This is a genomic window from Cyclobacterium xiamenense (assembly GCF_900109255.1).
GTDB lineage: Bacteria > Bacteroidota > Bacteroidia > Cytophagales > Cyclobacteriaceae > Cyclobacterium > Cyclobacterium xiamenense.
The window spans coordinates 921,723-934,214 of record NZ_FNZH01000001.1 but is presented as its reverse complement, the minus strand read 5'-3'; the positions used below and the strand labels follow the sequence as shown (position 1 = coordinate 934,214).

Genomic DNA, 12,492 nt, shown 5'->3' with positions numbered 1-12,492 from the left:
ATTTACCCGAATCCCCCGGATAAAGCCAAGCCTTTGACGGATGCCGAAAAGAAAAGGTCAGGGACTCGTTTGGGTAAAGAGGCAAACTAGGAATTGCCCACTACTGCCCTGCGTTTCTTTATCGAGCGCCAATCACCGCAACCAAAGAAGAAGTCCGTGCCCTAGCCCATTCCTTTCAATCCTGACCGGGCGTACGAAAGCGATTCGGCCTACCTGTGATCGGACTATCCATCGGCACTTCTTTTACAGGTACGAAAGGCCAACCAACTCCTCCGACACCTCCCACAGGCGTTTGGCCAGGGCCGCGTCTTTCGACAAATCCGAGCTGCTGGCTTTACCTGGTTTTCCCTTGAGTTCCCGAAATCCTGTCGGCCCGAAATAGTCTCCCCCGGTTGCCTCACCTATTGCGGCCAGAAGACTGGGCTTGGCCCCTTCGCGGGAGCTATGCGCAATAAATGGACCGATGGTGTTGGTCAAAAGGGCAAAGAGGAAGCGAGGCATATGCCTGCCCAACTCCGTCGTGGCTATTCCGGGATGGGCTGCGGTGGAAAGGGTGTCCGTATGTCCGGCCTTTTCCAGTCTCCGTTGCAATTCGTACGCATACAGCAAACAAGCCAACTTTGATTGGGCATACGCGTTTTGTGCCGAATAGCTTTTTTCGCTTTGGAGGTCCTCAAAATTGATTTGCCCGCGTTTGTGGATGATCGAGCTCAGGGAGACGATTCTCGATGCGGGTGTTTTCAGAATACTGGGCAGCAAAAGCCCGGTCAACAAAAAGTGGCCCAGGTAATTGGACATAAACTGCAATTCGAAACCGTCTTCCGTCCGGGTGTAGGGAGGCATCATCACCCCCGCATTGTTGATCAATACATCCAAGCGGTCGTACGATGCCTGAAATTTGGCAGCCATGTTTCGCACCGACTGCAGGCTGCTCAAGTCGAGCTCCAGAATATCCAGCTCGGCATTGGGCGCTTCCTTGAGAAGGGCTTCCCTGGCGGTGCGGGCTTTGGAACTGCTGCGGCAGGCCATAACTACCCGAGCCCCTTTTTTGGCCAATGCCAAGGTGGTCTCGTAGCCAAGACCTGCGTTGGCCCCCGTAACGACGATGACCCGCCTCTCCTGCGAGGGAAGAGTGCTGATGGTATCCATAGGTAATTTTCTTTTATTTTTTACTGGCTAATTGAAATGAAATCGAAGCGTTTATGAACCAGGAAATGGTAGGCAACGGTTAAGGACGATTTTCTACAAGACCAAGCGTTACCATTTATAACCCATTCCCTCTATATCTTCCTGGAGGTAGCGCGCTCCCCTGTCCATCCCGACTTTAGCGTCTTCCAATTCCTGATTGCATTGCTTGATACCGACAGGGCTTTCCGACAACCGGAGTATAAAAGTAGCTAAATCCGTGAGCTTTTCCTCATCTTCATGAAAGACCTTCTCCATTATCGCCCATTTTCCGTTATCCATTTTTTCCATCGCTATATAATTCTCTTGTATTGCCGAATCGCAGGTTTTAAACCAATGCCGGTATTTCTGATATTTTTCAATAGCGCTTTCCAATGTTTTTTACTGTTCGATTTTGTACTACTAGCTGCTTGATGAGGTGTGGACCGATCAAGCCTGGTCCCCGGCAAGCCCTGCGCCGAATAAAGATTTACTGTATGTTAGGCTTCATTCACATCTCGGCTGGACTCGTACGGGATACCGGCAGAGAGGATAGGTACCTACATCCGGGTTGCCACCGGGTATACCGGTGAAAAGCGCGGTTTTTCTGGTATAAGAATCAAGTGTCAATGAACTAAATAGGAAGGAAATCCTGCGCGTTGGGGATGGATTTCGGGTTCATGTACCCAAATCATTTCCATGCCTATGGTTTTTGTTAGTTATTGCGGCATACGGCCAACCCGAGCTCCCGAAGTGGCGGCATTGGGTAGGTACTCTTTTTTTCTCCCGTGCTTCTTGTGCCCGGTATTCCCAAGGCGGATACACCTGCTACTCCTGTTCCAAAAATTGATCGGTTACCTACTCAATGCAATACACCTATCATTAGCTCGTCTCCCGGCGTATCGGTGACCATCTGCAGATCGTTGCCGTTGGCGTCGATACTCCAGAGGTTACTGTTGTCCTGATCCTGATAGCCATTCATCATGATGCGGGTGCCACTCGCATAATAGTGCGGATACCCGAAGCCGGTATATTGCGGGTCGAACCGATATAGCTCCATCGGTTGGGCGCCGTCGACAAGTTCGAGACGGTAGATACCTGCTGTAGTCTGGGTACCGCTTATGAAAATAAGGTCCTTGCCATCCGGTGAAATGGCCGGCTGATCGACAAAGATACCCTGAGCGCTCATGTCGATGAAATCACGAGCAGCGCCCGTCTCTGGGTTTAGGAATCGAAGCCTCTCAAACTCACCGGTTTTAGCATTAGAGTAAATGATCTCACCTGTTGCCGGGGACACCACAAAGTCAATGACCTGTGATTCTTCCTTCCAGTGCTCCGTAAGGTAGCGCCAGGTTCCGGATTCGATGTCGTAGGCGGCCAGGTCTCGGTATTTGTACTCATTCCCAACGCCAACGACACCGGGTTTGCTAGTATCATAACCCTGCGCAGGGTTGAACCGCATGAAGTAAACGGTCTTGCTGTCCTTGGAAAAACGAGGCCTACCGGTATCATAAAGGGTTTGCCAGGTGTGCCCGGGCCACCGCGTACCATCGGATGGGATCAGGATCTCTTCGATTGAGCTACAGCGTCTAAGAACCATGCCCGTATAATTTACAGAATCTCCATTAATCCGATCAAAGTCTTTCTGATAGGCGATCCACTCCCCATTCGGCGAGATGTCGACAGCCGGGAGGTTGCCACTGTTGTAGATGCTCTCCCGGCCACTGCCGTCAAAGTTCATCACGTAGGTAGCTATCTCGTAATGGTAAATGATTTTGGGCTGGTCGAAGCAACCCCGGGCCAAATCAGGATCGATGAAACCAGCGATATCAAAATCAGCAGACCTTTCTGCAAGCACCTTGCCCTCGGCATCCAGTATTTCTACCGTGATCGTTTCTTCGCCTTCCCTCACACCTACACAGTTCATTACCCTACCCGCTACCGTAGGGTTGGTTAGGGCTGTACCGGCATCCTGCATCCGTACCCGTTCCTCGGTCAATGTCCATCGGTATTGCAGCTCGTCCAGGTCGCCTTCATGACCCACTACATTGAGCCGGAAGGTGGCTACTCCATTGATTGGAAGTTTGTTATCCCTCATGTCACCGGTGACCAAAAAACCGGTCGAGAGATTATTTGCCGGAACCTCTTCCTCAATAGGTTCCTCCTCGTCTACGTCAGGGTCAGGCGCTTCCGTTGGTTGGCAAGCAAACATCAGCGCAAGAAGGGAAAAAAAGATGCCGGTGTAGAAGATATTTAGTCGGAAAAAACCCGTCACCCAGGTCGTGAGAACTGGGTTTTGAACGAATGCGGATCGAAACTTCTTTGAAATCAGCCCCCTAAATGAAGCAGGGCCACTCGTTGGGTGAAATAACCGATTCTGTTTCATAAGAACCTGTGGTGTAAACCTAAGGACCAGCGAATGAATGATAAATTAGCAATTGAATATACGAAACGAAAAGCCATTTCCAATCAGAATTTATAAAAAAGTGACTCTTCTACTATCCACCTTTTTGTGTACCAATTGGAAAATTACCGTTCAGGCCTGCTCTTAAAGGAAAGATCGGACAGTTCTTTCCGTAGGCGTTTCATGAACCTGTCACCGGGATCTTGTTTTTGGGTGATGTAGTTTGGGTCAGATTCTTTCCAAAGAGGGCTTCCCTGGAACGCATCGTACTCATGATGGCCGATGAGGAATTCGATCTCGTGTTTTTTACGCAGGTAACGGATTAATTCAGCGTTTGCCTTGACCTGGGCCCTCGTCAAAGGTGCAACCGGGCCGCCGATGTTTTCGATACCAATGGCCATGTAATTCAGTCCAATGGTATGCCTGGCAAAGGTAGTATCCGGAAGCAGTCTAAAAATTGTCCCGTCCCGATCTACCAGGAAATGCGCAGAAACATTCAGCCGGCTTGCGGAGGTAAGCTCCGGCCTGCCAGCGAGTTGCACCGGATTAAAAACATCAAAGGTTGCCTCCAACGAATAGACGGCTGTCCAATGGACAACCACCATTTTGGGCTCGATCGTGGCGGTTTCCTGAAGGATACCGTGCCTTTTCTCCAGGTATTCCAACGATAGTTGTTGTCGTTCCTCGTTAAAAAGGATTGGTTTCTAGAAAATACGAAAGATTTGGGCTTCTGCGTAGGAAGTCAGGGCCAGAAACAGTAGTAAAGCAGTCGTTTGAATAAATTTTATCATGGGACCGGATATCAGAAAGATTGTAAATTTAAACCAAATACTCCGGAATTGCGCCGTTGACCGAACAGAATGTTCCGGAAATTAGCTTGCGTGCAGTCCCATAATCGTCCACATCTTTCTGGCAGCGTCCATCGGTATTGGAGAACATCCGTATTACTGGTGTAGGCTACGACCGTTTGCCGAAAACTAACCGACCCGTTTATGGGATGTATGTTGAACGGCATGTTCCAGGTACGCAAAAAAAGGTCAAAATTAGGTTGTTAGCAGTTTCTCCGACAAGATCGTGTTTTGGTGGGTCAAATAAATGGTTTCAGCCACTCAGCCTTCGCAAGTTATCGCATTAAAAGCTGATCACAGCTCATCGAATTCATCAAAACGGCCCCTTTCACAAAAAAAAACCTGTACAACGCATCGTCTTTGCTTTGTACAGGGTCTTTCGTAGAGAGTGGGGGATTCGAACCCCCGGTACGCTATTAGACGTACGACAGTTTAGCAAACTGCTGGTTTAAGCCACTCACCCAACTCTCTATTTGGCTTGGAACTTACGTGAACGATTCAACCTTTCAGTGAATAGTGACGCAAATATAAACCAATATTCCCCAATTTAACAAAATCAATTCTCGAAAAATCCGCATTTTTTTGGGCCCTTCCGGCTAACCAATTTTAAGCCAGCAGCCTATCCCCCTGCCTTTTTTGGCAAAAGGAACCAATCACGTAATCTGGCTTTTGAAATCCTCCGAATATGCGTTTATTTGCAACTCGTACACGCCGTTACCTATGAAAATAATCGCCATCGGCCGCAATTATGCCGCCCATATCGAAGAATTGCAGAACGAAAAACCGTCCGAACCGGTAGTTTTTATGAAACCGGATACCGCCTTGCTTAAAAACAACGCCCCGTTCTACCATCCGGACTTTTCCCAGGACATCCACCATGAAGTGGAATTGGTGCTGAAAATAAAAAAGGAAGGCAAGTACATCGACCGAAAATTTGCCCATACGTATTATGACGAAATCGGCATAGGCATCGATTTTACCGCCCGGGACTTGCAGCAGAAATGCAAGGAAAAAGGACTTCCCTGGGAAATCGCCAAGGCCTTCAATGGCTCCGCGCCCGTTGGGGCCTTCCGCCCGGCCTCGGACTTTCCGGATGTAACCAATATCAATTTTCACCTGGATATAAATGGAGAACGCCGCCAAACGGGGAATACCTCCCTGCTGATTTTTCCCTTTGATGTGATTTTATCCTACGTATCGCAGTTTTTTACCCTAAAAACGGGAGACCTCATCTTCACCGGTACCCCGGCCGGTGTAGGAAAAGTAGCAGTTGGGGATCGGTTGGAGGCCTATGTGGAGCAAGAAAAATTACTGGAAGTTGAAGTTAAATAAATCCCGCACCCTACCCGTACTCCTTCTTACCGCATTTGCCCTCCTTTCGCAGACGGCAACGAATGACTACCTCTTCCCGATCAAGCCGGGGCAGCGAAATTTCCTGGCGGGAAACATGAGTGAAATCCGCCCCAATCACTTCCATACCGGACTGGATATCAAAACCGAGGGAAGGCAGGGCCTCCCAGTATATGCGGCCGCGGACGGCTACGTATCCCGCATGAAGATTTCCTCCTTTGGCTACGGCAACGTGGTCTACCTCAAACACCCCAACGGTACCTCGACCGTGTACGCCCACTTGCGGGATCTGGAAGAGCCGCTGGCAAGTGCCATGAAAGCCAAAATCTACGAGGCCCAACTAAACGAGTGGGAGTATTTTCCGGAACCCGGCGAACTTTCGGTCAGGCGGGGCGACGTGATCGCCTATTCCGGAAACACGGGGAGTTCGGGCGGTCCCCACCTGCATTTTGAAATCCGGGATTCCCTGGACCGGGCCATTGACCCCTTGCACGTCGGTTTTTCTGAAATCAAAGACAGCACCTCCCCCATCGTACGGCGGGTGGCCATCAGCCCCCTGGATGCCGATAGCCGGGTAAATGGCCTATTTGAGCGGCAAGAGTTCTACCTCACCTACCGCAATGGCGCCTTCCGTGTGGCAGAAACCATCCGCATTTCAGGGAAGGTCGGCATCGAACTCTGGGCCTACGACCAGCTGGATGAAATGTACAACCGAAACGGCTTTCCCATATACGAAATTCTCGACGGTGCGCAGCCAATTTTTCGATCCGAAGTCAATAAAGTCGATTTTAGTCTGGGACGCCATATCCTGTTGCATACCTACCGCAACCGCTACACCCGCCTGTACAAGTTGCCGGCCAATAAATTTACCTTTTACGAACCGGATTCTGCTTTCAGCGGGGCCATTTCGGCCCTTGCCGGAGAGGCCAAATCCATTACCGTCCGCCTGGAGGATGCCTACCGGAATGAATCCCGATTGGAACTCAATTTCCTGGGTGAGGAAGCCCCCACCCAGCTTCGTAGGTACAACCGCACTTCCGGTCGGCAATCCGTGGAATACCGCGAAAACAAGTTGATCATCCACACACCGGTGCACGATCAGGGAAGCCTGGCCAGATTTTACGTACACGGCTACAGCATGGAAATTCCCTATGCCTATGAGGGCAGCGACAAGCGAACCTACCTTTGGGACATGCGGCTGGGAGTTCCCGATTCTGTGGATCTGTGTTCAGAAACCCTGATTCCGGAGGTAAACGCCCGCATTCCGGCTGGCAAAGAAATTCACTTCAACGACGGTCAGGTGAGTATGCAGTTTGGGAAAGAAACGCTCTTCGACGACCTCTACCTGAGGCTGCAGCCGTTTCAGGAGGATGGCTTTCCCGGCCTGGTCATCAACGATCCCTATACATACCTGTGGAATTCCATGCAGGTACAGCTGTATTTGCCCGAATTTAGGGGAAAAAAAGCCCAAACGCAGGTGTACCTGCTCCACGACAACGGCTACAAGAGTTTTCAGGGAGGCGACTGGGAGGGCAATCAAATACGGTTTTCCACCCGGAATTTTGGTACCTTTGTGTTGGCCAGAGACTCCCTCCCTCCCAGCATCCGGGCCGTCCGGGTCAACAGCCGGGGCTTGCGCTTTGTCATCCGGGATGACTTGTCGGGAATAGCCGATTTCAATGCCTGGGTAGACGGAGAATGGATTCAACTCCGGTACGAACACAAACAATCCCTGATACAATCGGACCCTCCTGCGGGCAAAGTGCTCCAAGGCGACGTGCTTTTAAAAGTGCGGGACCGGGCAAATAACGAGGCCATTTATAGGGGAAAAATTTAATTTATTCCGATATTTGGGGCGTCAAATCAATCAACCAACCGAAAAAAACAGGTATCATGTCAGTAGAAAAAGGCCAAAAAGCTCCGGATTTTGAATCCGTAGACCAGGATGGAAACCCCATAAAGCTTTCCGATTTTAAAGGCAAAAAAGTGGTCTTGTATTTTTATCCCAAAGACAATACACCCGGCTGCACCACCCAGGCCTGCAATTTGCGGGACAACTACGAGGCACTTCAAAAAGCCGGCTACGTGGTACTGGGCATCAGTTCGGATTCAGCAAAATCGCATCAAAAATTTATTGAAAAACACAGCTTACCTTTTCCGCTGATTGCTGACGAAGACAAAAGCGTTCACGAAAAATACGGAACCTGGGTAGAAAAAAGCATGTACGGCAGAAAGTACATGGGCACGGCCCGAACTACCTTTGTCATCAACGAAGAAGGCCTTATCGAAGAAGTCATCGAAAAAGTAAAAACCAAAGAACACACCAATCAAATACTTAACTAATTCCAAATCAATGGAAAAACACACAACTGAACAATTGCAAGCCGTATGCTCTCAGGTACGAAGAGACATTTTGCGCATGGTGCATGCCTGTCAATCGGGTCACCCGGGCGCTTCTCTGGGCTGTACCGAATTTTTTGTTGCCCTGTATTTTGACCAAATGAAGCATTCCAACTCCTTTAATCCCGACGGAATCGGCGAAGACTTATTTTTCCTCTCAAACGGACATATCTCTCCCGTGTGGTACAGTGTGCTTTCCAGAAGTGGGTATTTTGACACGGAGGAGCTAAAAACCTTTCGAAAAATCAATAGCCGTCTGCAGGGGCATCCCGCCACCGAAGAGGGACTTCCGGGCATCCGGGTGGCCTCCGGCTCATTGGGGCAGGGACTTTCCGTAGCCATTGGTGCAGCGCTCGCCAAGAAACTAAACGGCGATGAGCAACTGGTGTATGCATTAATGGGGGATGGCGAGCAGCAAGAGGGCCAAATATGGGAAGCCGCCATGTGTGCCCCGCACCACGGTGTGGACAACCTTATCGCATCCATTGATGTAAACGGACAGCAAATCGACGGCCCTACCCGGGAAGTCATGAACTTACTCGACCTGAAAGCCAAGTGGGAAGCTTTTGGCTGGGAAGTGATCGTGACCGAAAACGGCAACGACATCACCGAGGTCATCGCTTCGCTGGAAAAAGCAAAAGGTCTACTGGGCCGTGGAAAACCGGTACTCAACTTGTTGCATACCGACATGGGTTACGGCGTGGATTTTATGGTGGGAACCCACAAATGGCACGGCGTCGCTCCCAACGACGAGCAACTGGAAAATGCCCTGGGACAATTGGAAGAAACACTGGGCGATTATTGATCCCGGACAGCTACGATAAATTTCAGTAAAAGAATGGAAAAGACACTCGATACCAAATATACCTACACGGAAAAAAAAGATACCCGCTCCGGTTTCGGAGACGGCTTTCTAGAGGTAGGTAAGAAAAACAAAAACGTGGTTGGCCTTTGCGCCGACCTTATCGGCTCCCTGAAGATGGGTGCCTTTCAGAAGGAATTTCCCGATCGCTTTTTTCAGGTGGGCATCTCCGAGGCCAATATGATGGGCATGGCAGCGGGACTGACCATTGGGGGTAAAATCCCCTACACGGGAACCTTCGCCAATTTCTCCACCGGTCGGGTCTACGATCAGATTCGCCAATCCATCGCCTATTCGGAGAAAAATGTAAAAATATGCGCCTCCCACGCCGGCCTTACCCTGGGCGAGGACGGTGCCACGCACCAAATCCTGGAAGACCTGGGTATGATGAAGATGTTGCCCAACATGACGGTGATCAATCCCTGCGATTACAACCAGACCAAGGCAGCGACTATCGCCATTGCCGACCACGAGGGACCGGTTTATCTGCGTTTTGGCAGGCCTAGTTGGCCCATCTTTACGCCTGCAGACCAGCCCTTCGAAATCGGAAAAGCCTGGAAGATGATCGAAGGATCGGATGTCACCCTATTTGCTACCGGACACCTGGTGTGGGAAGCAGTAGTGGCGGAAGCGATGCTACGCGAGGAAGGCATCTCCGTGGAGCTCATCAATATCCACACCATCAAACCCCTGGACACAGAAGCTGTCCTGGCATCCGTTGCCAAGACCGGCTGTGTGGTTACCGCCGAGGAACACCAATTTAACGGTGGATTGGGAGACAGCATCGCTCAGACGCTAGTTCGAAACCACCCCGTTCCACAGGAATTCATTGGCGTAGACGATTCCTTCGGTGAATCCGGAAAGCCCGTGGACCTGTTGGAAAAATACGGATTGAATGCGGAAAATATCGTGAAAGCAGCGAAAAAGGCCATTTCAAGGAAATAGGATATAAAATTATTACCACAAAAGCCGAAAAAAGACATTTTTTCGGCTTTTGTGGTTTAACATACACTAGGTTAATTCCAGGCAATCTCGTATTTTTAACGTCTAAGCCATACAAATGCCTACACCGCTCTTACTTCGTATCAAATTTGCCTGTTTTGTTGTCTTTTTGCTGCAAAATCCGTTTGAGTCGATCGGACAACAATTGATGTTCGAGGAACAGGCGGACGGCTGGATGCTGTTGGAGGATGGCCAGCCCCGGTATTTTTACCAAACGGCTATGAAAAGCAAAGATGGCATGTATCCACGCGCCAACTACATCCACCCCCTGTACAACACCGATGGAGAGGTCATCACGGAGGATTTTCCGGCAGACCATCCCCATCACCGCGGAATATTTTGGACCTGGCATCAGCTCTGGGTAAACAAGCAGCGGGCGGCAGACCCCTGGATTTGTGAAAACATTGTCTGGGAGGTGAAAAAAGTAAAAACAGCGGTAAACCCCAATGGTTCCGCCAGTCTGGAAGCAACGATTATTTGGAAGGGGACCGGAGCCATTAAGAAAAACCTGATCGAAGAAAAGTTGAGCGTTACCTACCAGCGCGTTTCTTCCTCGGCCTACAAACTCGCCTTTGATATTGAATTAAAGCCCCTGATGAAAGGCATTCGACTGGGTGGATCGGAAGATCCAAAGGGCTATGGAGGCTTTTCCCCGCGCATACGACTTGGAGATACTCCCGGTTTTTATGACGAAGACGGGAAAGTAATGCCTCAGGAACTTCCCATAGCCGCCGGGCCTTGGATCAACCTGACCGCCGCAGGACCGAACGATCCCGGTACCGTAATTATGGGAGAACCGGATGAACTTCCCGCTTACCAGGGGTGGATTTTACGGGCCAAAAACAGCATGCAAAACCTGGCCTTTCCTGGAAAAGAGCCCATACTTCTCGACGCGAAAAACCCCCTACGGTTCCGGAACCAGCTGCTGGTGCACCGGGGAATCGGACGACAAGAGATTATTGATCAGTACCGTATTTTTAGAAATCAATAAATACTTCTGCTGCTTTCGCGTTGCCTTGCTAATGATACAATCCCTCCATTCGGGACCCGTGGTTTTCCTCCCACTGCCCCTCCGATGCAAGATCGCTGGACCAAAATTAAAACTTGGTACACAATTCGCATACGTTTGTTTGTCTCCAACCTAACCGACCGATGAAAACACAGCAACGGCTAAAGAACCGGGTAGTCCTTATCACACGGGGAGAATCCCAATTCGCCGGCGTCCTTTCAAGGAAATTCGCCCAAAATGGAGCGGATGTATTGCTATGTGCGTCGGAAAAGAATGCCGATTGTTTAAAAAACAAACGGGCGGTTGAGCAGGAAAATCGACACTGTGAACTGGTAACAGGTGATCTGCTTCAACCGGGTTTTTGTCAGGAGGTGGCTTTCCGGGTCCACAGCAAGTTTGGAAAAATTGATTTCCTGATCAACAACTCCCTGGCCCCTACCATTCCAGCGGAAGGCGTCCCGGTTGCGTTGTGGAAGAAACTTCAGGAAGTATCTTCCCTAAAAATGTATTCCTTTCAGGAGTTGACAGAGTCGCTAATACCTTTCTTTAAAACCGGCGGCAAAATAATTAATAACCAACATTTTATTGCAGGGCCGGGCTACTTGCCTGAAAAAGAAATTCATAAGAAGCACCTCCAATCCGTTCGGATTCTCACAGCTTTTTTTGCAAACAGGTACCGTGATAAAGGGATTCTTGCGCACGGTGTGCTTTTTCGCCAAAACGACGCAGGCAAGCAAAACCCTGGCGACAATGCCTGGGGTAGCTTACCGGAGGCTTTTACGGAATCCGAATGCCCTTTCCTGCAACTTGCCACTGGAACCCATCGGATGGAAAATGGCAGCGTCGTAGCGATTTCCGGACTCTTACCTGCCTAACAAAAAAGCAATGGTCAGCGACCATTGCTTTTACGTTGGTTAAGTTAATGAAAAAATGGGTTTAGCGGATGGGTTCTACCGCCTTCTGTTGCGCTACTTCTTTACCAGCGGCATCGTACATTTTCTTTACTTCTTCGCCTGGGTTGCTGCTTTCAAAGATAACCTGGTAGACTACCTGCCCCTCCTCCATCTTCTGGTGCGCCTCTTTAATGGTCAGTAAACTGACAGCATCGTCCGTTTTGATGGCTTCTTTCACTTTTTCTGGAAGACTTTCCGGATCAATTTTCGTAGTTTCCTGCACCAAGACAGTTGCTTCTCCAGGAAGCGTTGTGGCATTGATCCCGGCAATGGCGAATACGCTCAGGGCCGCAAGGGATAACATGATCTTTTTCATACGTACATTGGTTTATGGTGTTAAATAATAGTTGGTCGAAAACAATACTTTTTATATATTATTTTCAATTATCTTTATTCAACTGTCATGCCAAATAACTATACAGGTAATTAATACGACATAAAAGTCGTCTATCTCGATGGAAAAGAGGATTTTGTTAAAAACAGGCGCCACCGATATTCCG

The 12,492-nt window shown here is 49.5% G+C and carries 12 protein-coding genes and 1 tRNA gene; 7 read left to right on the top strand and 6 right to left on the bottom strand.

Features of this window, described 5'->3' with window-relative positions; genetic code table 11:
- Positions 1–243: 243 nt before the first annotated feature.
- The 5 genes from BMW71_RS03440 to BMW71_RS03420 all read right to left on the bottom strand — a co-directional run bounded on the left by BMW71_RS03440 (position 244) and on the right by BMW71_RS03420 (position 4,887).
- A complete protein-coding gene (locus BMW71_RS03440) occupies positions 244–1,149 on the bottom strand; it encodes an oxidoreductase (RefSeq protein ID WP_092169468.1) in 906 nt (301 codons plus the stop codon).
- Positions 1,150–1,257: 108 nt separating this feature from the next.
- Positions 1,258–1,467, bottom strand: a complete 210-nt coding sequence (locus BMW71_RS03435) for a hypothetical protein (protein ID WP_143057539.1) — start codon at positions 1,465–1,467, stop codon at positions 1,258–1,260.
- A 559-nt stretch (positions 1,468–2,026) separates the two neighbouring features.
- Positions 2,027–3,550 carry a TolB family protein gene (locus BMW71_RS03430; protein ID WP_143057538.1) on the bottom strand — a complete coding sequence of 508 codons (1,524 nt, stop codon included), beginning with the start codon at positions 3,548–3,550 and terminating at the stop codon, positions 2,027–2,029.
- A gap of 143 nt (positions 3,551–3,693) precedes the next feature.
- Positions 3,694–4,233, bottom strand: a complete 540-nt coding sequence (locus BMW71_RS03425; RefSeq protein ID WP_394333674.1) for an N-acetylmuramoyl-L-alanine amidase — start codon at positions 4,231–4,233, stop codon at positions 3,694–3,696.
- 565 nt (positions 4,234–4,798) lie between these two features.
- Positions 4,799–4,887: transfer RNA gene (locus BMW71_RS03420), tRNA-Ser, on the bottom strand.
- 249 nt (positions 4,888–5,136) lie between these two features.
- Between BMW71_RS03420 and BMW71_RS03415 the strand changes: the two genes are divergently transcribed.
- The 7 genes from BMW71_RS03415 to BMW71_RS03385 all read left to right on the top strand — a co-directional run bounded on the left by BMW71_RS03415 (position 5,137) and on the right by BMW71_RS03385 (position 11,914).
- Positions 5,137–5,748 carry a fumarylacetoacetate hydrolase family protein gene (locus BMW71_RS03415; protein WP_092170250.1) on the top strand — a complete coding sequence of 204 codons (612 nt, stop codon included), beginning with the start codon at positions 5,137–5,139 and terminating at the stop codon, positions 5,746–5,748.
- Positions 5,735–7,603 (top strand): M23 family metallopeptidase, encoded by a 1,869-nt coding sequence (locus BMW71_RS03410; protein WP_244891063.1) that lies wholly within the window; start codon positions 5,735–5,737, stop codon positions 7,601–7,603. Before BMW71_RS03415 ends, BMW71_RS03410 begins: the two co-directional genes overlap by 14 nt.
- Positions 7,604–7,659: 56 nt before the next feature.
- Positions 7,660–8,109, top strand: coding sequence for a thioredoxin-dependent thiol peroxidase (gene bcp, locus BMW71_RS03405; RefSeq protein WP_092169457.1), 450 nt, complete (start codon positions 7,660–7,662; stop codon positions 8,107–8,109).
- Positions 8,110–8,119: 10 nt separating this feature from the next.
- The gene (locus BMW71_RS03400; RefSeq protein ID WP_092169455.1) at positions 8,120–8,971 is read left to right on the top strand and encodes a transketolase; all 852 of its coding nucleotides are present in this window, start codon (positions 8,120–8,122) and stop codon (positions 8,969–8,971) included.
- A gap of 33 nt (positions 8,972–9,004) precedes the next feature.
- Entirely contained in the window at positions 9,005–9,973 is a 969-nt protein-coding gene (locus BMW71_RS03395; RefSeq protein ID WP_092169453.1) for a transketolase family protein, read from the top strand.
- A 115-nt stretch (positions 9,974–10,088) separates the two neighbouring features.
- Positions 10,089–11,021: a DUF6807 family protein gene (locus tag BMW71_RS03390; RefSeq protein ID WP_244891062.1), complete on the top strand. Its 933-nt coding sequence runs from the start codon at positions 10,089–10,091 to the stop codon at positions 11,019–11,021.
- Between the two features lie 161 nt (positions 11,022–11,182).
- Positions 11,183–11,914 (top strand): SDR family oxidoreductase, encoded by a 732-nt coding sequence (locus BMW71_RS03385; protein WP_092169450.1) that lies wholly within the window; start codon positions 11,183–11,185, stop codon positions 11,912–11,914.
- A 61-nt stretch (positions 11,915–11,975) separates the two neighbouring features.
- Here the strand turns inward: BMW71_RS03385 and BMW71_RS03380 are convergent, their stop codons facing one another.
- Positions 11,976–12,308: a hypothetical protein gene (locus BMW71_RS03380; RefSeq protein ID WP_092169448.1), complete on the bottom strand. Its 333-nt coding sequence runs from the start codon at positions 12,306–12,308 to the stop codon at positions 11,976–11,978.
- Between the last annotated feature and the right edge of the window lie 184 nt (positions 12,309–12,492).